Raw genomic sequence first — 20,249 nt, forward strand, 5'->3', positions numbered from 1 at the left:
CCACAGGGAGCTTGCTAACCAAAGGGAGCGTGCTCACCACAGAAAACCCATTCACTGCAGGAAGCACGCTACCAGCCAATTGGGTGAGCCATGCATAACCCCTGCGCCCTGATCCCGGTCTACAACCATGAAGCCGCCGTGCCGGCCGTGGTCCGCAGCCTGTTGGACAGCGGCCTGCCGTGCCTGCTGGTCGACGACGGCAGCAGCCCGGCCTGCGCGGCGGTATTGGCACAGCTGGCACGCCTCGAAAACGTCACCCTGCTGACCCTGCCGAACAACCAGGGCAAAGGCGGCGCGGTCATGGCCGGTTTCCGCGAAGCCGCACGCCTGGGCTTCAGCCATGCCCTGCAGGTGGATGCCGACGGCCAGCACGACTTGCGTGAAGTCGACACATTTATCGACACCTCGCGCCGGCACCCTGACGCGGTCATCTGCGGCTATCCCGAATACGACGACAGCGTGCCCAAGGGCCGCCTGTACGCGCGCTACCTGACCCACGTGTGGGTGTGGATCAACACCCTGTCGCTGCAGATCCGCGACTCGATGTGCGGCTTTCGCGTGTACCCGCTGGCGCCGACGCTGGCGCTGATGGACTCGGCCTATATCGGCACGCGCATGGACTTCGACTCCGACATCCTGGTGCGCCTGGCCTGGCGCAACCAGCCGATGCGCTGGCTGCCGACGCAGGTGCATTACCCCACCGACGGCCTGTCGCACTTTCGTTTGTTCCGCGACAACGTGCGCATCTCGGCCATGCACACCCGGTTGTTCTTCGGCATGTTGGTACGCGCGCCGATGATCCTGTGGCGACGGTGGCAGGCATGAGCGACAGCAGCAAACACTGGGCCGACCGCGAAGAGCGCGGCAGCTTCTGGCTGATGAAACTCACGGCCGTCGCCGCCAAGGTGCTCGGCCGCCGCCTGCTGAGCCCGGTGCTGTACGGCATCGTGCTGTACTTCTTCCTGTTCGGCCGCACCGCGCGCCAGAGCGCCTGGCAATACCAGCAGCGCCTGGCCGAGTGGAGCAGACGCGATGAACTGCGCCCGACCCATAAAAAGGTCTTCGGCCAATTCATGGCCTTCGCCGACTCGCTGCTGGACAAGCTCGACGTGTGGAACGGCAAGCTGCGTATCGAGCAGATCGAAATCAACGACCCGGCGCAACTGCGCGGACAACTGCGTGGCGGGCGCGGGCAGATGCTGGTGGGCGCGCACCTGGGCAACCTTGAAGTGTGCCGCGCGCTGGCGGAAATCGGCGAGCAGGTCACCATGAACGTGCTGGTGCACACCAAGCACGCCGAGCGCTTCAACCGTCTGCTGGGCGAAGCCGGCGCGACCCACTTGCGCCTGATCCAGGTCAGCGAGCTGGACCCGGCCACCATGCTGTTGCTCAGCCAGCGCCTGGACGACGGTGAGTGGCTGGCCATCGCCGGCGACCGCGTGCCGCTGCATGGCGGGCGCACGGTGCGGGTGGATTTCCTCGGGCACGACGCCGCCTTTCCCCAAGGCCCGTGGTTGCTGGCCGGCCTGCTGAAATGCCCGGTCAACCTGCTGATGTGCCTGAAACACCAGGGCCGCTATCACCTGACCATCGAGCCGTTCGCGCAGTTGATCGAATGGAAACGCAGCACCCGCGAGCAGGTCATCGCCCTGTGGACCGCGCGCTATGCCGCACGCCTGGGCCAGTTCTGCCTGGAAGCGCCCCAACAATGGTTCAACTTTTACCCTTTCTGGAAGACCGATGACGACGCATCTTGAGCCGGTAACCTTTGGCGAACGCCCCCTGCGCATCGAAGACGTGCTGGCCCTGGCCAACCGTCAGGTGCCCACACATTTGCAGGATGACGCCGCCTATCGCCAGCGCATCGCCAAGGGCGCGCAGTTCTTAGACTCGCTGCTGGATAAGGAAGGCGTGATCTACGGCGTGACCACCGGCTACGGCGACTCCTGCGTGGTGGCGGTGCCATTGCACCACGTCGAGGCGCTGCCGCGTCACCTGTACACCTTTCACGGCTGCGGCCTGGGCAAGTTGCTCGACGCCCAAGCCACCCGTGCGGTGCTGGCGGCGCGCTTGCAGTCGCTGTGCCATGGGGTTTCCGGGGTGCGCGTGGAACTGCTCGAGCGCCTGCATGCGTTCCTCGAACACGACGTGCTGCCGCTGATTCCGGAAGAAGGCTCAGTCGGCGCCAGTGGTGACCTGACCCCACTGTCCTACGTGGCCGCGACCCTGTCCGGCGAGCGCGAGGTCATGTTCCGTGGCGAGCGGCGCCAGGCTGCCGATGTGCATCGCGAACTGGGTTGGGACCCGCTGGTACTGCGTCCCAAGGAGGCCCTGGCGCTGATGAACGGCACCGCCGTGATGACCGGCCTCGCCTGCCTGGCCTTCGCCCGGGCCGACTACCTGCTGCAACTGGCGACGCGCATTACCGCGCTGAACGTGGTGGCGCTGCAAGGCAACCCGGAGCACTTCGACGAGCGCCTGTTCGCCGCCAAGCCGCACCCGGGGCAGATGCAAGTCGCCGCCTGGTTGCGCAAGGACCTGGCCATCGATGCACCGACCGCGCCGCTGCATCGCCTGCAGGATCGCTACTCGCTGCGCTGCGCCCCGCATGTGCTCGGAGTGTTGGCCGACAGCCTGAACTGGCTGCGCTCGTTTATCGAGATCGAACTGAACAGCGCCAACGACAACCCGATCATCGACGCCGAGGAAGAACGCGTGCTGCACGGCGGGCACTTCTACGGCGGGCATATCGCCTTTGCCATGGACAGCCTCAAGACCCTGGTGGCCAACGTCGCCGACCTCCTCGACCGCCAGCTCGCGCTATTGGTAGACGTGCGCTACAACCATGGCCTGCCGAGCAACCTGTCCGGCGCGCCGGCCGAGCGCGCGATGATCAACCACGGCTTCAAGGCGGTGCAGATCGGCACCAGCGCCTGGACCGCCGAGGCGCTGAAAAACACCATGCCGGCCAGCGTGTTCTCGCGCTCCACCGAGTGCCATAACCAGGACAAGGTGAGCATGGGCACCATCGCTGCGCGCGATGCGATCCGTGTGCTGGAGCTGACCGAACAGGTCGCCGCTGCCACCCTGCTCGCCGCCAACCAGGGCGTGTGGCTGCGTGCCCAGGCCGAGGATGCGCGGCCTTTGCCGCCAGCCTTGGCCGCCATGCATGCAGCACTCGCCAAGGACTTCCCGCCGGTCATCGAGGACCGTGCCCTCGAAGGCGAGCTGCGCCTGTGCCTCACGCGCATTGCCGAGCAACACTGGAGGCTGCATGCGTAGTCAGGGCGTGCTACACAGCGACAGCGAAATCCTGGTGCCGTTTTTCGACATCGACACCATGAACGTGGTGTGGCACGGGCACTACGTCAAGTACCTGGAAGTGGCGCGTTGCGCGCTGCTGGACAAGATCGGCCATAACTACACGGCGATGCTCGAATCCGGCTACGCCTGGCCGGTGATCGATATGCAGCTGCGCTACGTGCGCGGCGCGACCTTTGGGCAGACCATCAATGTGCGCGCGAGCCTGGTGGAATGGGAGAACCGCTTGAAGGTCAATTACCTGATCACCGACCTTGCCAGCGGCGAGCGCCTGACCCGCGCCAGCACGGTGCAAGTCGCCGTTGAAATCGCCAGCCGCGAGATGCAATTGGCCTCACCCAGAATATTCACCGATGCCGTCGAAAGGGCCCTCAAATGCTGACCCCTGTGGGAGCGGGCTTGCCCGCGAAGGACGTTAACGATAATGCGATCCGCCTGACACTGCGCAGTGCCCTCAGGTTTTTCGCGAGCAAGCTTGCTCCTACAGGGCTCGGGTTGTTGCTGAGCCTGAGTGCCCATGCTTTCGACTTGCAACAACTCAGCGCTCAACTGGCAAAGCCCTCGGTGATCCACGGCAGCTTCATCCAGGAAAAACACCTGCGCGCCCTGCCGCAGCCGCTGGTGAGCAAAGGCACCTTCGTGCTCGCCAAGGACCACGGCCTGCTGTGGCTGCTGAAAACCCCGCTGCAACAGGACTACCGCATCAGCGCCCAGGGCATCGCCCGGCGTGATGCCAACGGCTGGCAACTGCTGCCGAACAAGAGCGCCGGCGCCGAGCAGAATCGCCTGTTCCTCGCCGTGCTGCAGGGTGACAGCAGCGGCTTGCAACGCGACTTCGAGCTGCAGCTGCAAGGCGAAGCCCGGCAATGGAAGCTGACGCTGATTCCACGCTCGCTGCTGTTAAAACAAGTATTCACCCAGATCAATATCGACGGCGGCGAGCTGGTGCAAACCATCGAGCTGCTGGAAACCCAGGGCGACAGCACCGTGCTGCGCATGCAGGACAGCACCGCCAGCCAGCCGTTGAGCGATGCGGAGCAACACGACTTTGCCCAGTGAACGCTTGCTGCCCCGCCTGTTCCTGATCCTGCTGGTGGCCGTGCTGGCCCTGGCCGGCTGGCAGTGGCGCCACGGCGCCCCGCTGTCGGCCAACCTGATGGAACTGGTGCCGGGCAACACGCCGGATGCCCTGGAACTGCAGGCCGAACAGCGCATGCAGGAGCCGCTGAACCGCGAGATGCTGGTGCTGGTGGGCCATGCTGATCGGCAGACAGCCGTTGCGGTCGCGCAGCAATTGGGCGAGCACTGGCAGGCCAGCGGCCTGTTCGAGAAAGTGCAATGGAACCTGCAAGCCGACTTGCCCGCGCTGCGCGAGCAACTGCTGCGCGGTCGGCTGGCGATGCTCTCGGCCAAAGACCGCGCGCAACTTATCGAACAGCCCGGCGCGTTTATCCAGCAGCGTGTGCAGGCGCTGTTCGACCCCTTCACCGGCTTCAGCCTGGTGCCGAGCCAGGACGACTGGCTGGGCCTGACCGGGCGTATCCAGAGCAGCCAGCCGCAACACGGTTCGGTGCAACTGGATATCGGCAGCGGCGCGTTGATCGCCGATGCCGACGGCAAAAGCTGGGTGCTGCTGCGTGCGCGCACCACCGGCAATGCCTTTGACATGAAACTGCCGCTGCAAGTGGCAGCGCTGCTCCAGGCCAGTCGCGAACAGGCCAGCGGGCAAGGCGCGCAATTGCTCGCGGCCAGCGGCCTGCTCTACGCGGCCAACGGTCAGCAGCAGGCCACACGGGAAATCACCTGGGTCGGCGGCGGCGCGACCGTCGGTATTCTGTTGCTGCTGTTGCTGGCGTTCCGTCGTTGGCGCGTGCTGCTGGCCTTTGTGCCGGTGCTGGTGGGCATGCTGTTTGGCGCGGTGGCCTGTGTGGCGCTGTTCGGCCATATGCATGTGATGACCCTGGTACTGGGCTCCAGCTTGATCGGCGTGGCGGTGGATTACCCGCTGCATTACCTGTCCAAGAGCTGGAGCATGAACCCCTGGCGCAGTTGGCCGGCGTTGCGGCTCACCCTGCCGGGGCTGAGCCTGAGCCTCGCCACCAGTTGCATCGGCTACCTGGCGCTGGCCTGGACGCCGTTCCCGGCACTGACCCAGATCGCCGTGTTCTCCGCCGCCGGGCTGATCGGCGCTTACCTGTCGGCCGTGTGCCTGTTGCCCGCGCTGCTCAAGGGTGTGGAATTGCGCCCGGCGCAATGGCCGCTGCGCATCGCCGAATGCCTGTGGCTGGTGCGGGCTTCCTTGCTCAAGCGCGTGCCGAGCCCGGTGTTGCTGGTACTGGTGCTGCTGTTCTGCGCAGGTGGCCTGTGGCACCTGAACAGCAAGAACGATATCCGCCAATGGATTGGTGCGCCGCCGCAATTGCTGCAAGAGGCGCAGGCCGTCGCGCGGATTACCGGGTTCCAGCCCACCAGCCAGTTTTTCCTGGTACGCGCGGACGACCAGCAGCAGTTGCTGGAACGCCAGGCCGCCCTGAGCCAGCGCCTGGATCAACTGGTGAACATGGACAAGCTCCAGGGGTACCTGGCGCTCAACCAATTGGTCAACCTGCCGGCCGAGCAGCAACAACTGCGCGAGGCCTTGAACCAACTCCCGCAACATTGGCAGCCACTGCTGGACCTCGGTGTGCCCGCCACTGCCCTGCAAGCCGAAGTTGCGCAGTTGCAAGCGTTGCCCACCGAAGACATCGACGCCGCACTCGTCGGCCCCCTGGCCGAGCCTTGGCGCACGTTGTGGCTTGGCCAGGTCGACGGCGGCGGCGTGGCGGCGATGGTCAGCCTGCAAGGCTTGAACAACCCGGCGCTGCTGCGGGTGCAAGCGCTGGATCTGCCGGGTGTGCAACTGGTGGATCGCCTGGGCGACTTGAACCGCGTGTTTGCCGATACGCAGATCAGCGCGGCCGAATTGAAGTTGATGTCCTGCGTGCTGATCGTGCTGCTGCTGATCCTGCCATTCGGCTTTGCCGGCGCCTTGCGTATCGTCGCCCTGCCCTTGCTGGCGGCGCTGTGCAGCCTGGCCAGCCTGGGTTGGCTGGGCCAGCCGCTGACCCTGTTCAGCCTGTTCGGCCTGCTGCTGGTCACGGCCATCAGCGTCGACTACGCGATTTTGATGCGCGAACAGATCGGCGGCCCGGCCGTCAGCCTTTTAGGCACGCTGCTGGCAGCGCTGACGACCTGGTTGTCGTTCGGCCTGCTGGCGGTGTCGAGTACCCCGGCGGTGAGTAATTTCGGCCTGTCGGTCAGCCTGGGCCTGGCGTTCAGCTTTATGCTGGCGCCCTGGGCGGGCCACCAGAAGCACGCCTCATGAATGTGATTATCGCCAATGCGGCAAGGAGCCCTCGTGCCCACAGTTGAAATGGAACGTCGCCAGGTGGTGGTGATCGGTGCCGGTCCATCCGGTGCCATCGCCGCCGCGCTGTTAAAGCGCAAGGGGCATGATGTATTGATCATCGAGCGCCAGCACTTCCCACGGTTCTCGATCGGCGAAAGCCTGCTGTCGCACTGCATCGACTTCATCGAAGAAGCCGGCATGCTCGACGCCGTGCAGGCCGCGGGCTTCCAGGTGAAAACCGGCGCTGCGTTCGCCTGGGGCGAGCGCTACAGCGCATTCGATTTCGGCGACACCTTCAGCAACGGCAAACCGACCACCTTCCAGGTGCAACGCGGCGAGTTCGACAAGTTGCTGGCCGACCAGGCGGCGCTGCAGGGCGTCGATATTCGCTACGGCGAAACCATCGTTGGCGTGGATTTCAAAGGCGAATCGCGCTACCTGCACGTGCGCCGCGAGAACGGCAGCGAATACCATCTCAAGGCCAGGTTCGTGCTCGACGCCAGCGGCTACGGCCGTGTCTTGCCGCGCTTGCTCGACCTTGAGGCACCGTCGAATTTCCCGCTGCGCCAGGCGGTGTTCACCCACGTCGAAGACCGCATCGAACACCCTGGGTTTGATCGCACCAAGATCCTGGTGACCACCCATCCGACACAGCGCGATATCTGGTTCTGGACCATCCCGTTCAGCAATGGCCGCTGCTCGGTCGGCGTGGTCGCGGCGAAGGAACATTTCGACGGCCGCGACGCGGACCTCGACGCCTGCCTGCGCGGTTTTATCGACGAAACCCCAAGCCTGTCCGGCGTACTGCACAACGCCGTGTGGGATACCCCCGCGCGCACCATCGGCGGCTACTCGGCCAACGTCAAAACCTTGCACGGCCCGGGCTTCGCGCTGCTGGGCAACGCCGCAGAATTCCTCGACCCGGTATTTTCGTCCGGCGTGACCATCGCCATGCGCTCGGCGAGCATGGCCGCCGGCCTGTTGCACCGTCAGCTGAGCGGCGAAACGGTGGACTGGCAAAGCGAATTCGCCGAACCGCTCAAGCGGGGTGTCGACACCTTCCGCTGCTACGTCGAAGGTTGGTATGCGGGCACGTTCCAGGATGTGATTTTCCATCCCGGCAGCTCGCCGGAGATTCGCCGGATGATCAGCTCGATCCTCGCCGGCTATGCCTGGGATGAGCGCAACCCGTTTGTCAGCGAGCCCAAGCGGCGGTTGCGGATGTTATCGGAGATTTGTGCAGGGGATGCCGCGTGAGCAGTCAGTACCTGAGTAAGAATTACGTCGAGGAAACCAGGTTCGGTTTCTGGTTCTTGCGCAGCCACACCTGGCAGCACCATGTGCTGCGCGTGGCGATCAACGACCTGCGCGGCCTGTTCAGCGAGGCATTGCCCCAGGCGCCGGTCTTGCTCGACGCCGGTTGCGGCCAGGGCAAATCCTTCAAGCTGCTGCAGCAAGTGTTTGCCCCCTCGCGCCTGATCGGCCTGGATGCCGACCCTCACAGCCTCCAACTGAGCCGCGAGGAAGCCACGCGCCAGGGCCTCGCCGTGGAGCTGATCGGCAGCGACTGCGCCACCCTCGAAGTGCCGGACGCCAGCGTCGATATCCTGTTCTGCCACCAGACTTTCCACCATCTGGTGGAACAACATCGCGCGCTGAAAGAGTTCTACCGCGTGCTCAAGCCGGGTGGCTACCTGCTGTTTGCCGAATCCACCGAAGCGTATATCGACACCTGGGTGATCCGCTGGCTGTTCCGCCACCCGATGCACGTGCAGAAGAGCGCCGAAGAGTACCTGCAGATGCTGCGCGAGCAGGGCTTTGAGTTCGGCGCGCAGAACGTCTCGTACCCCTACCTCTGGTGGAGCCGTTCCAGCGATTTCGGCCTGCTGGAACGCTGGGGCCTGCGCAAGGCGCCGCCGGTGGGCCAGCGCGAAGAAACCCTGGTCAATTGCGTCGCGCGCAAACCCCTGGCGGGTGCAACCGCATGATGCGCCTGCTGCTGATCGGCTGCCTGTTGCTGCTGAGCGCCTGCGCCAGCCAGGCGCCGCTGCCCGAAAAAATGCCCACCCTGACCCTGCCGATGCAATTGCATGTGCAGCGCCAGGAAGGTGCCCAGCGCCAGGATTGGCTGCTGGTGATCCAGCGCGAGGACGGCGGCATTCGCTGGTCGATGATGGATCCCCTGGGCATCCCCCAGGCCCGGCAGATACTGATCAATGGGCAGTGGCAGGCCGATGGCTTGTTGCCGCCCAACCCCCAGGCGCGCGAGCTGTTCGCCGCCCTGCTGTTTGCCCTGGCTTCGGCGGACGACCTGCGCGCGCTGTACCCCGACGCGCAGGCGATGGACCTGACGCGCACCCTGCCGGGCCATTGGCAAATCGTGTATCAGTCGTCCGAGGTATTTCGCGTGAACATCAGCGGGCAGCCGTTGAGCTATCGCATTACGCCGCTGGGAGTCGCGCGATGACCGCCTATCTCAATGCACTCGGTGTGATCTGCGCGCTGGGCCGCGGCCAGGCCGAGGTCAGCCGCAGCCTGTTCGCCGGTGACTGTTCGGGCATGCGCGCCGAAAGCGGCTGGGTCCCGGACCGAGTGCTGCCGGTGGCCGGTGTGCACGGCGAGCTGGCGACCATCCCACCCGAGCTGGGCCAGCAGAGCAGCCGCAACAACCAGCTGCTGCTGGAGGCGGCGCTGCAGATCGAGGGCGAGATTCGCCAGGCGATCCAGCGCTACGGCGCGGCACGTGTCGCCATTGTGCTGGGCACCAGCACCTCGGGGATCGATGAGGCCAGTCGCGGCATTGCCCATTACCTGCGCGATAACCAGTTCCCCGGCGACTATGACTACCAGCAACAGGAGCTCAGCGCGCCGGCAAACTTCCTTGCCGACTGGCTGCAAACGAGCGGCCCGGCCTATGTGATTTCCACTGCGTGCACCTCCAGCGCCCGCGCGCTGATGAGCGCCCAGCGCCTGCTGGACCTGGGCGTGTGCGATGCAGTGATCTGCGGCGGCGTCGACAGCTTGTGCAAGCTCACTCTCAATGGGTTCAGCTCGCTCGAGGCGGTGTCGGACCAGCGCTGCAATCCGTTTTCGCGCAACCGCAACGGCATCAACATCGGCGAGGCGGCGGTGTTGTTTCTGATGAGCAGGCAGCCGTCGCCGATTGCCTTGCTGGGCAGCGGCGCGAGTTGCGACGCGCACCATATCTCGGCGCCGGAGCCCGGCGGCAAAGGCGCTTTGCAAGCGATGCGCAAGGCTTTGGCCAGCGCGAAACTGGCCCCCGAGCAGATCGGCTACTTGAACCTGCACGGCACGGCCACCCAGCATAATGACGCGATGGAAAGCCTGGCCGTCGCCAGCCTGTTCCCCGCCGGCGTGGCGTGCTCGTCGACCAAACCCATGAGCGGCCACACCCTGGGGGCTGCGGGCGCGCTGGAAGCGGCGTTCTGCTGGCTGAGCTTGACCCACAACCAACTGCCACCGCACGTGTGGGACGGCCAGGCCGACCCGGCGCTGCCCGCGTTGCACTGGGTACAGCCCGGTGCCCGCTTGGAAAAACGCTGCCTGATGAGCAACTCGTTTGCCTTCGGCGGCAATAATGTCAGCCTGATTATCGCAGAGGCACCATGATCGATTGGCCACTCGCCGAACTGCTGCCCCACGCGGGCGACATGATCCTGATCGACCAGGTGCTGTCGTTCGATGAAGAGCAGGTTCACACCCGCACGACCGTCAAGCCCGGCGGCCTGTTCAATCGCCCGGACGGCAGCCTGCCGGCCTGGGTCGGCATCGAGCTGATGGCGCAAAGCGTCGCCGCCTATGCCGGTTGCCGCGCGCGCCAGAAAGGCGCCGCCGTGGAGCTGGGCTTTTTGCTTGGCACGCGCAAGTTCGAGTGCAACGTGGAACACTTCCCGGCAGGCGCCGAGCTGACGATCCACGGCCTTCGCTCGCTGGAAGACGACAACGGCATGGGTGTGTTCGAATGCCACCTGACCGGTGACGGTATCCAGGCCAGCGCCCGCCTGAACGTATTTCGACCGCCACAGGCGGCCAACTATTTAGAAGAATCGAAGGACGAAACGCCATGACTGAATCCGTACTGGTCACCGGCTCCAGCCGTGGCATTGGCCGCGCCATCGCGCTGCGCCTGGCCCAGGCCGGGCACGACATCGTGCTGCATTGCCGCAGTGGCCGTGCCGAAGCCGATGCCGTGAAGGCCGAGGTGGAGGCGCTGGGCCGCAACGCACGGGTGCTGCAGTTCGACGTGGCGGACCGCGCGCGCTGCAAGGCAATCCTCGAAGCGGACGTGGAACAACATGGCGCCTATTACGGTGTGGTGCTGAATGCCGGCCTGACCCGCGATGGCGCCTTTCCGGCCCTGTCGGAAGACGATTGGGACGTGGTGATGCGCACCAACCTCGACGGTTTCTATAACGTGCTGCACCCAGTGATGATGCCGATGATTCGGCGCCGTGCGGCCGGGCGCATCGTGTGCATTACTTCGGTGTCCGGGCTGATCGGCAACCGTGGCCAGGTCAACTACAGTGCCTCCAAGGCCGGCCTGATCGGCGCAGCGAAGGCGCTGGCCATCGAGCTGGGCAAGCGCAAGATCACCGTCAACTGCGTCGCCCCCGGCCTGATCGACACGGCCATGCTGGATGAAAACGTACCGGTGGAAGAACTGATGAAGATGATCCCGGCGCAACGCATGGGCACCCCGGAAGAAGTCGCCGGCGCGGTGAATTTCCTCATGTCGGCCGAAGCCGGCTATATCACGCGCCAGGTGTTGGCCGTGAACGGAGGCCTGTGCTGATGAAACGCGTTGTCGTCACCGGCATGGCCGGCATGACCTCCCTGGGCAGCGATTGGGAAACCATCGCGGCCAACTTTCGCGCCAACCGCAGCGGCATCCGGCGCATGGACGAGTGGGACCGCTTTACCGAACTGAACACGCGCCTGGCCGGGCCGATCGACAACTTCGTCGTGCCCAGCCACTGGACGCGCAAGCAACTGCGCAGCATGGGCCGCGTCTCGCGCCTGGCGGTGTGGGCGGCGGAGCAGGCGTTGCAGGATGCCGGCCTGCTCGGCGACGAGTCGATCAAGGACGGGCGCATGGGCGTGGCCTGCGGCTCGTCCACCGGCAGCACCGACGAGATCAAGGCGTTCGGCAATATGCTGCTGAACTCGGTGGCCGAGGGGCTGAATGCCAACTCCTACGTGCGCATGATGCCGCACACCACGGCGGCGAATATCAGCATCTTCTTTGGCCTGACGGGGCGGCTGATCCCTACGTCCAGCGCCTGCACCAGCGGCAGCCAGGGCATCGGCTATGCCTACGAGGCGATCAAGTTCGGGCGCTTGCCGCTGATGCTCGCCGGCGGCGCCGAGGAGTTGTGCCCGACCGAAGCCATGGTGTTTGACGCGCTCTACGCCACCAGCCTGAAAAACGATGCGCCGCAGACCAGCCCGCGCCCTTACGACACTGGCCGCGATGGCCTGGTGATCGGCGAGGGCGGCGGCATGCTGGTACTCGAAGAACTCGAACATGCGTTGGCGCGAGGGGCGCATATCCACGCCGAGATCGTCGGCTTCGGCAGCAACGCCGACGGCCAGCACACCACCCGCCCGGAACAGAAAACCATGCGCCGCGCCATGGAGCTGGCCCTGGAAGATGCCGGGCTCGAGCCTGGCGCTATCGGCTACGTCAACGGTCACGGCACCGCCACCGATCAAGGCGACATCGCCGAGACGCTGGCGACCAGCAGCCTGTTCGGCAGCCGCATGCCCATCAGTTCGCAGAAGAGCTTCCTGGGCCACACGCTGGGCGCCTGTGGTGCGCTGGAATCGTGGTTCAGCATTGAGATGATGAACCGCGACCAGTACGTGCACACCTTCAACCTGGACGCCATCGACCCGCAATGCGGCGAGCTGGATTACCTGCAGGGTGAGTTTCGCGAGATGCATCACGACTACGTGATGAACAACAACTTTGCCTTTGGCGGCGTCAATACATCGCTGATTTTCCGCCGCTGGTCCTGACTTTTTAATCGATTGGAGAAAACGGAATGTCTTCCTTGCTACGCGCTACCCTGATCACCCTGGCCCTGTTGACCACCGCCGGCTGCACCAGCAAGCCGATCCTCAACACCCAGCACGAGCTGCCGGTTGCCAACCAGGTCAGCGAAGAAAAAATGAAAACGGTGATCATCAACGCCCTGCAAAAGCGCGAGTGGACGGTGCAACGCCTGAGCCCGCAACTGGTACAGGCCGAGATCAACGTGCGCAACCAGTACTACGCAGCGATCGACATCCGCTACACCCGCAACAGCTACACCATCACCTACCGCGACAGCCGCGACCTGGGCTACAAGGACGGCAAGATCCATCGCAACTACAACCGCTGGGTGAGCATGCTTGATCGCGACATCATGGCGGCATTGCGCGCCAATGGCATGACCGTGGCAGAACCGGCGACGCCATGAGTGACGTAACCCGCAGAGCGGGTTAATGAGCAGCAAGGCCCTGCCGCCCCCCGGCAGGGTCATTGATAAAGACAGGTCCCTTAATAACTGATATTACCGCCGCCTTCCTGGCTGATCTGAATACTGTTGCCGCTATTGCCGTTGTGCCCGCTATTGACGTAGCGGCTATAAGCGCCGGCATTACCATTATTGCCATAGTTACCGTAATTGCCGTGATCACCGACGGAGTTAATATTTTTATTATTACCGTTATGACCTTGGTTGACATAGGTACTATGATTGCCGCTATTGGCATTATTCCCATAGTTCCCGTAGTTACCACTCCCGCCAATTATCCCACGATTATCATTATTGCCATTGTTGCCGTGATTCTCATACCGTGAGTTCACCCCGATGTTTTCGTTATTCCCATAATTACCATGGTTACCCGACCCCGAAGAGGGACCGTACACCGCATAGGCCGCCTGGGCTGCCCGACCTGTAGAAACCATCTAACACCTCACGCTTGGTAGAAAAATTTATGATGAGCCGGCACGCCGACCCAACCCTTAATCGCAATGAGAAAATAACAGTTCCACAACGCTGAAAAAAAACAAACTATCGGCACACTACGAACACGGCGCACACAGTGACCGACGTGCCTTCGCCATTTAGGCACCTCGTCAGACCCCACACATAACCTGCAACTGAAACAGAACCTTCAAACGGCTATACGACGACCGCTATCACTGCCTGGCAGGAGCGCAGCCAGGCGATTGCCGTTATTGCCGTTGTCGCCCTGATTGTCATAGTGACTATTGCTGCCACTGTTGCCATTGCTCCCATAGTTACCAAAATTACTGCCATTCATACTGTTGCTGCCGGTATTGGTATTGATGCTTAACTGACCAATATTTATATTAACGTTATAGTTAATCGTGACGGCCTGAGGTGTGTTGCCTTGGCCAGCATCCGCCGCGTTCGGGCGAAGGCCTGCACCGGTATTCCCCGCAGGGTTGCCTGGTTGATTCGGGCCTGTCGTAGTTGGCCCCTGACAATGCCGCTGCGCCCCGACGCCATTTTGGACCGGGCCAGTTCCCTGGCGAGCAGGGGCCTGGTTCGGCTGGTTGCCGGGACCCGGATTTCCCCGAACATTGCTCCGCTGCCCTTGGCCTGGCGTATTTTGCGCCTGACGTTGCTGCCCCGCACCGCCACCTTGGCCTGGCACTGCCGCGTTCGGGCGAACGCCTGCACCTGTATTCCCCCGACCGCTTCCTCGTTGCGTCTGGCCTGCCGTATTGGGCCCCTGACAATGCGGCTGCCCCCCAACAGCACCATGGCCTGGGCCGGTTCCTTGGTGTGCGGCCGACGGGTTCGGGCGAACGTCTGCACCCGTATTCCCCCGAGCATTGCCCCGGTGCGCCTGGCCTCCCGTATTGGGCCCCTGGTGCTGCGGCTGCCCCCTAACACCACTTCGGCCTGGGCCGGTTCCTTGGCGTGGAGCCGCCTCGTACGGATGAATGCCTGCGGCCGTGTGCCCCGGTGGCCCATAGCCTATAGGGCGTTGCCCCTCACCATGCGCGTTACCGCCAACGCGCTGCGGGGCCCCGCCACCGCCTTGACCTGAACGGGTTACTGGATTCCCACTCGGCGGACCCGTAATGGTGTCAACGGTTGCACCCGGCATTCCAAGCCGCCACAACAACCAGCCAAGCTCAGCGCTTCGATTCCCAGCGATCATACGAACCTCCCACATCGAACATTTCAATACGAAGCCTTCGGCAGGATCAGTGGCCATTCGCACAAAAACGGTTCCAGCTTTCCCATACGAGAACGACGAATCGCCCCTCTGGAAAAAGCGACTCTGAAACCCTCTTCAAGTCAGGGGTCTGACCCACCAAGCGCCACATTTCAATGCATGCCTAGATCGCCGCCTTACGCGTCAACAACTCCACGAACGCCTTCGCCATCGGCGTCTGTACGCCCTTGCGCTGCACCAGCCACACCGCCGTTACCGCCTCCTGGTCCAGCAGCGTGCGATACACCACCCCATCAATGCGGATGCGCTGGTACGACGCCGGCAACACCGACACGCCCAACCCCGCCGCTACCAGGCCGATGATGGTCATCGCCTCGCCTGCCTCCTGGGCGAAGTGCGGGCTGAAGCCGGCATCACGCGCCAGATTGAGCAGTTGCGCATACAGGCCACTGCCGTAAGTGCGCGGGAAAAACACGAACGGCTCCTGCGCCAGTTGCGCCAGGTGCAATCCTCGTTCGCTGCCCTGCACCAACGGGTGCCCGGCGTTCAATACGGCCACCAGCGGCTCGCGCATCAGCTCGACCACACTCAGTGAATCCGGCAACGGCAGCGGACGCATCAGCCCGACCTGGATCGACTCATCCACCAGCGACTCGGCCACCTCGGTGCTGCTCATTTCCTGCAGGTTCAAGTGCACGGCCGGGAACGCCTGGCGAAAGGCGAAGATCGCCTGGGGAATGCTGGAGTTGAAGGGCGCCGACGAGGTGAAGCCGATCTTCAGTTCCCCCAGCTCACCCAATTGAGCCCGACGCGCGACGTCCGCCGCCTTGTCGACCTGCGCCAGCACCAGGCGCGCCTCCTGCAGGAACAGTCGACCAGCCTCACTCAGCTCGACCCGACGATTGGTACGTTCAAACAAACGCGCGCCCACCTCTTGCTCCAGCGCCTGGATCTGCTGGCTCAAGGGCGGTTGCGAGATGCCCAGCACCTGCGCAGCGCGGCCAAAATGCAGTTCTTCGGCAACGGCGATGAAATACCGCAAGTGACGCAATTCCATGCAAGCCTCATTAGGTCGTTAAAGCTATCAAACAGGTCGAACAATATATTGGAAAGAATCATTAGCCAGCTATATTCTTTTCAGCATTGCCAGTCCTGGCACGCTCTTCCTCCCCGAGGTCCCCGTGAAATCTGCTGTTGCTCCCTTCGCGCAAGAAGTCCCACCCACCGCCTTGGATGAGGTGGTGGCGCAGCTCAACGACGAGTACATCGAAAAAGGCACGCCGATGTTCATGCGCACGGTGCTGGCGCTGTTTTCCGGCGGGTTTGCCACCTTTGCCCTGTTGTATTGCGTGCAGCCGATGATGCCGGCGTTGTCCCACGAGTTTTCCATCAATGCCGCGCAAAGCAGCCTGATCCTCTCGGTGGCGACGGCGATGCTGGCGTGCGGCTTGCTGATCACCGGGCCGATTTCCGACCGGCTGGGACGCAAGCCGGTGATGGTGTCCGCGCTGTTCTGTGCGGCGCTGGCGACCATCGCCAGTGGCCTGATGCCAACCTGGGAGGGCATCCTGCTGATGCGCGCGCTGGTAGGCCTGTCGCTGAGCGGCCTGGCCGCCGTGGCAATGACCTACCTGAGCGAAGAGATCCATCCGCAGCACATCGGCCTGGCAATGGGCCTGTACATCGGTGGCAACGCGATTGGCGGCATGAGCGGGCGCCTGATCATTGGCGTATTGATCGACTTCGTCAGCTGGCACACCGCGATGCTGATCATCGGCGCACTGGCGTTGATCGCCGCCACCGTGTTCTGGAAGATCCTTCCCGAATCGCGCAACTTCCGCGCCAGCAGCCTCAAGCCGCGCAACCTGGTGGATGGTTTTGTCATGCACTTCAAGGACGCGGGCCTGCCGTGGTTGTTCCTTGAGGCGTTCCTGCTGATGGGCGCGTTCGTGACGATGTTCAACTACATCGGCTATCGCTTGCTGGCCTCGCCCTACGAACTGAGCCAGGCCGTGGTCGGCCTGCTGTCGCTGGTGTACCTCTCGGGCATCTACAGCTCGGCGAAAATCGGCTCCCTGGCCGACCGACTCGGCCGCCGTCGCGTGCTGTGGGGCACGATCGTACTGATGCTCACCGGCATGGCGCTGACCCTGTTCACCCCGTTGTGGCTCGTGGTGCCGGGCATGCTGATCTTTACCTTCGGCTTTTTCGGCGCCCACTCGGTGGCCAGCAGCTGGATCGGCCGCCGCGCCGTCAAGGCCAAGGGGCAAGCGTCGTCGCTGTACTTGTTCTGCTATTACGTGGGGTCGAGTATTGCCGGTACGGCGGGCGGGTTCTTCTGGCACTTTGCCGGGTGGAACGGGATTGGGGCGTTTATCGTCGCGCTGTTGATTGGGGCGTTACTGGTGGCGTTGAAGCTGGCGAAGTTGCCACCGCTGGGGAATGTGAAGGCCTGATACGGTCCTGCTTTAAATGTGGGAGCGGGCTTGCTCGCGAATGCGCAGTGTCAGTTGATACATTCATGACTGATACACCGCATTCGCGAGCAAGCCCGCTCCCACAGTTGTTTTGCGTGTTAGTTGTGGTATTGCGCAGACAGTTCGTGCACCGCCTGCAGGAACGCACCAGCGTGCTCCGGGTTCACTTCCGGGGTGATGCCATGACCGAGGTTGAACACGTGACCGGTGCCCTTGCCATAGCTGGCCAGGATGCGCCCGACTTCGGTGCGGATCGCTTCCGGCTTGGCGTACAGCACGGTCGGGTCCATGTTGCCTTGCAGGGCCACCTGGTTGCCGACCCGACGACGGGCATCGCCCAGGTCGCAGGTCCAGTCCAGGCCCAATGCATCGGCACCGGCATCGGCGATGCTTTCGAGCCACAGGCCGCCGCCCTTGGTGAACATGATGACCGGCACTTTACGGCCTTCGTGTTCGCGGATCAGGCCGCTGACGATTTTGCGCATATAGGCCAGGGAAAAATCCTGATACGCCGCGGCCGACAGGTTGCCGCCCCAGGTATCGAAGATCTGCACTGCCTGGGCACCGGCCATGATCTGGCCGTTGAGGTAGGAGGTGACCGACTGCGCCAGCTTGTCCAGCAGCAGGTGCATGGCCTGCGGGTTGTCGTAGAGCATGGCCTTGGTCTTGCGGAAGTCTTTCGACGAGCCGCCTTCGACCATGTAGGTGGCCAGGGTCCATGGGCTGCCGGAGAAGCCGATCAGCGGCACGCGGCCATTCAGCTCGCGGCGGATGGTGCTGACGGCGTCCATCACATAGCCAAGGTCTTTGTGCGGATCAGGGATCGGCAGGGCTTCGATATCGGCCAGGGTGCTGACGACTTTCTTGAAACGCGGGCCTTCGCCGGTTTCAAAATACAGACCTTGGCCCATGGCGTCGGGGATGGTGAGGATGTCGGAAAAGAGGATGGCCGCGTCCAGTTGTGGGTAGCGGTCCAGCGGCTGCATGGTGACTTCGCAGGCGAACGCAGGATTCATGCACAGGCTCATGAAATCGCCGGCGTTGGCGCGACTGGCGCGGTATTCCGGCAAGTAGCGACCGGCCTGGCGCATCATCCACACAGGGGTGACGTCCACGGGTTGCTTGAGCAGGGCACGAAGGAAACGGTCGTTCTTGAGGGCAGTCATGTCGGCATCCGCAAAAAAAGTGCGGGCATTTTCTCAGAGCGCGACGCAAAAGGCACGGAATGCGCCGTGCCTTTTGTCTATCGGGTCAATTTGTCGCATAAAAGCAGCGCCAAGTTTCAAGCTGCAAGCCCCAAGTATCGGGGCTTCCAGCTTGCAGCTCATTGCTTGAAGCTGGCTGCTGGCGTCGTCAGACGCCCAGGTAATCCAGGATCCCTTCAGCGGCATTGCGCCCTTCGAAGATCGCCGTCACGACCAGGTCAGAACCGCGCACCATATCGCCACCGGCGAAGATTTTCGGGTTGCTGGTCTGGTGCTTGTACTGGCCTTGTTCCGGGGCGACGACGCGGCCCTGGCTGTCGGTCTGGATCTGGAACTGTTCGAACCACGGCGCCGGGCTTGGGCGGAAACCGAAAGCGATGACCACGGCATCGGCCGGGATGATCTCTTCGGAACCCGGGATCGGCTCGGGGCTGCGACGGCCACGGGCATCCGGTTCGCCGAGACGGGTCTCGACCACCTTCACGCCCTCGACGCGGTCTTCACCGACGATAGCGATCGGCTGGCGGTTGTAGAGGAATTTCACCCCTTCTTCCTTGGCGTTCTTCACTTCTTTGCGCGAGCCGGGCATGTTCGCTTCGTCACGACGGTACGCACAGGTCACCGACTTGGCGCCCTGGCGGATCGAGGTACGGTTGCAGTCCATCGCAGTGTCGCCACCGCCGAGTACCACGACCTTCTTGCCTTTCATGTCGACGAAATCTTCCGGCGACTTTTCAAAGCCCAGGTTGCGATTGACGTTGGCGATCAGGAAGTCGAGCGCGTCATACACCCCCGGCAGGTCCTCACCGGCAAAGCCGCCTTTCATGTAGGTGTAGGTGCCCATGCCCATGAACACCGCATCGTATTCCTCGAGCAGTTGCTCCATGGTGATGTCTTTGCCGATTTCGGTATTGAGACGGAACTCGATACCCATGCCGGTGAAGACTTCACGGCGATTGCTCAGGACGGTTTTTTCCAGCTTGAACTCGGGGATGCCGAAGGTCAGCAGGCCACCGATTTCCGGGTTCTTGTCGAACACCACCGGGGTCACGCCGCCACGCACCAGCACGTCGGCACAGCCCAGGCCCGCCGGGCCCGCGCCGATGATCGCAACGCGCTTGCCGGTCGGCTTGACCTTGGACATGTCCGGACGCCAGCCCATGGCGAACGCGGTGTCGGTGATGTACTTCTCCACCGAACCGATCGTCACCGCGCCGAAGCCGTCGTTGAGGGTGCACGCACCTTCGCACAGACGATCCTGCGGGCACACCCGGCCACACACTTCCGGCAAGGTGTTGGTCTGGTGCGACAGCTCGGCGGCGGCAAGGATGTTGCCCTCGGCCACCAACTTGAGCCAGTTGGGAATGAAGTTGTGCACCGGGCACTTCCATTCGCAATACGGGTTACCGCAACCCAGGCAGCGGTGGGCCTGGTCGGCCGAGTGCTGGGGCTTGAAGGGTTCGTAGATTTCCACGAACTCCTTCTTGCGTTGACGCAACAGTTTCTTCTTCGGATCTTTGCGCCCGACATCGATGAATTGGAAGTCGTTATTGAGACGTTCGCCCATCTTCAAAACCTCTTACACGACAGCTCCAAGCGGCAAGCTTGAAGCTGCAAGAAAATCACATTAACCGGCAT

Annotated in this window: 19 protein-coding genes; 15 read left to right on the forward strand and 4 right to left on the reverse strand. The window is 63.2% G+C overall.

Features of this window, described 5'->3' with window-relative positions:
- The first annotated feature begins 90 nt into the window (after window positions 1-90).
- Genes C9990_RS29150 through C9990_RS29215 form a run of 14 tightly spaced genes read left to right on the forward strand, consistent with a single transcriptional unit; the run spans window position 91 to window position 13,191 of the window.
- A complete protein-coding gene (locus C9990_RS29150; RefSeq protein WP_065899976.1) occupies window positions 91-825 on the forward strand; it encodes a glycosyltransferase family 2 protein in 735 nt (244 codons plus the stop codon).
- Window positions 822-1,757, forward strand: coding sequence for a glycosyl transferase (locus C9990_RS29155; RefSeq protein WP_106805361.1), 936 nt, complete (start codon window positions 822-824; stop codon window positions 1,755-1,757). Before C9990_RS29150 ends, C9990_RS29155 begins: the two co-directional genes overlap by 4 nt.
- Entirely contained in the window at window positions 1,741-3,282 is a 1,542-nt protein-coding gene (gene hutH, locus C9990_RS29160; RefSeq protein ID WP_106805362.1) for a histidine ammonia-lyase, read from the forward strand. Before C9990_RS29155 ends, hutH begins: the two co-directional genes overlap by 17 nt.
- Complete coding sequence (locus tag C9990_RS29165; protein ID WP_065899971.1) at window positions 3,275-3,703, forward strand: thioesterase family protein; 429 nt, start codon at window positions 3,275-3,277, stop codon at window positions 3,701-3,703. The genes hutH and C9990_RS29165 overlap by 8 nt, the downstream gene beginning before the upstream one ends.
- Window positions 3,697-4,380 (forward strand): outer membrane lipoprotein carrier protein LolA, encoded by a 684-nt coding sequence (locus C9990_RS29170; RefSeq protein WP_065899970.1) that lies wholly within the window; start codon window positions 3,697-3,699, stop codon window positions 4,378-4,380. Before C9990_RS29165 ends, C9990_RS29170 begins: the two co-directional genes overlap by 7 nt.
- The gene (locus tag C9990_RS29175) at window positions 4,370-6,685 is read left to right on the forward strand and encodes an MMPL family transporter (protein ID WP_106805726.1); all 2,316 of its coding nucleotides are present in this window, start codon (window positions 4,370-4,372) and stop codon (window positions 6,683-6,685) included. The genes C9990_RS29170 and C9990_RS29175 overlap by 11 nt, the downstream gene beginning before the upstream one ends.
- A gap of 33 nt (window positions 6,686-6,718) precedes the next feature.
- Window positions 6,719-7,966 (forward strand): NAD(P)/FAD-dependent oxidoreductase, encoded by a 1,248-nt coding sequence (locus C9990_RS29180; RefSeq protein WP_065899968.1) that lies wholly within the window; start codon window positions 6,719-6,721, stop codon window positions 7,964-7,966.
- The gene (locus C9990_RS29185; RefSeq protein ID WP_065899966.1) at window positions 7,963-8,697 is read left to right on the forward strand and encodes a class I SAM-dependent methyltransferase; all 735 of its coding nucleotides are present in this window, start codon (window positions 7,963-7,965) and stop codon (window positions 8,695-8,697) included. Before C9990_RS29180 ends, C9990_RS29185 begins: the two co-directional genes overlap by 4 nt.
- Window positions 8,694-9,176 carry a hypothetical protein gene (locus tag C9990_RS29190; protein WP_106805363.1) on the forward strand — a complete coding sequence of 161 codons (483 nt, stop codon included), beginning with the start codon at window positions 8,694-8,696 and terminating at the stop codon, window positions 9,174-9,176. The genes C9990_RS29185 and C9990_RS29190 overlap by 4 nt, the downstream gene beginning before the upstream one ends.
- Window positions 9,173-10,339: a beta-ketoacyl-[acyl-carrier-protein] synthase family protein gene (locus C9990_RS29195; protein WP_106805364.1), complete on the forward strand. Its 1,167-nt coding sequence runs from the start codon at window positions 9,173-9,175 to the stop codon at window positions 10,337-10,339. The genes C9990_RS29190 and C9990_RS29195 overlap by 4 nt, the downstream gene beginning before the upstream one ends.
- Entirely contained in the window at window positions 10,336-10,797 is a 462-nt protein-coding gene (locus C9990_RS29200) for a hotdog family protein (protein WP_106805365.1), read from the forward strand. The genes C9990_RS29195 and C9990_RS29200 overlap by 4 nt, the downstream gene beginning before the upstream one ends.
- Window positions 10,794-11,522 (forward strand): 3-oxoacyl-ACP reductase FabG, encoded by a 729-nt coding sequence (fabG, locus tag C9990_RS29205; RefSeq protein WP_065899959.1) that lies wholly within the window; start codon window positions 10,794-10,796, stop codon window positions 11,520-11,522. Before C9990_RS29200 ends, fabG begins: the two co-directional genes overlap by 4 nt.
- Window positions 11,522-12,748, forward strand: a complete 1,227-nt coding sequence (locus tag C9990_RS29210; RefSeq protein ID WP_065899958.1) for a beta-ketoacyl-ACP synthase — start codon at window positions 11,522-11,524, stop codon at window positions 12,746-12,748. The genes fabG and C9990_RS29210 overlap by 1 nt, the downstream gene beginning before the upstream one ends.
- A gap of 26 nt (window positions 12,749-12,774) precedes the next feature.
- Window positions 12,775-13,191: a hypothetical protein gene (locus C9990_RS29215; protein WP_065899956.1), complete on the forward strand. Its 417-nt coding sequence runs from the start codon at window positions 12,775-12,777 to the stop codon at window positions 13,189-13,191.
- Between the two features lie 80 nt (window positions 13,192-13,271).
- Here C9990_RS29215 and C9990_RS32385 read toward each other — a convergent pair whose 3' ends face one another.
- Both C9990_RS32385 and C9990_RS29230 read right to left on the reverse strand, forming a co-directional pair.
- Window positions 13,272-13,682, reverse strand: a complete 411-nt coding sequence (locus C9990_RS32385; RefSeq protein ID WP_157955106.1) for a hypothetical protein — start codon at window positions 13,680-13,682, stop codon at window positions 13,272-13,274.
- Window positions 13,683-15,092: 1,410 nt separating this feature from the next.
- A complete protein-coding gene (locus C9990_RS29230) occupies window positions 15,093-15,986 on the reverse strand; it encodes a LysR family transcriptional regulator (protein WP_106805368.1) in 894 nt (297 codons plus the stop codon).
- Between the two features lie 172 nt (window positions 15,987-16,158).
- Between C9990_RS29230 and C9990_RS29235 the strand changes: the two genes are divergently transcribed.
- The gene (locus C9990_RS29235) at window positions 16,159-17,385 is read left to right on the forward strand and encodes an MFS transporter (protein WP_371920714.1); all 1,227 of its coding nucleotides are present in this window, start codon (window positions 16,159-16,161) and stop codon (window positions 17,383-17,385) included.
- 119 nt (window positions 17,386-17,504) lie between these two features.
- Here C9990_RS29235 and hemE read toward each other — a convergent pair whose 3' ends face one another.
- Window positions 17,505-18,572, reverse strand: coding sequence for a uroporphyrinogen decarboxylase (gene hemE / locus C9990_RS29240; RefSeq protein ID WP_106805370.1), 1,068 nt, complete (start codon window positions 18,570-18,572; stop codon window positions 17,505-17,507).
- A 187-nt stretch (window positions 18,573-18,759) separates the two neighbouring features.
- Window positions 18,760-20,178 carry an FAD-dependent oxidoreductase gene (locus C9990_RS29245; protein ID WP_065899949.1) on the reverse strand — a complete coding sequence of 473 codons (1,419 nt, stop codon included), beginning with the start codon at window positions 20,176-20,178 and terminating at the stop codon, window positions 18,760-18,762.
- Window positions 20,179-20,249: the final 71 nt, after the last annotated feature.

The sequence above is a fragment of the Pseudomonas sp. S5D5 genome (genome assembly GCF_003013355.1).
Taxonomy (GTDB): Bacteria; Pseudomonadota; Gammaproteobacteria; order Pseudomonadales; family Pseudomonadaceae; genus Aquipseudomonas; species Aquipseudomonas aylmerensis.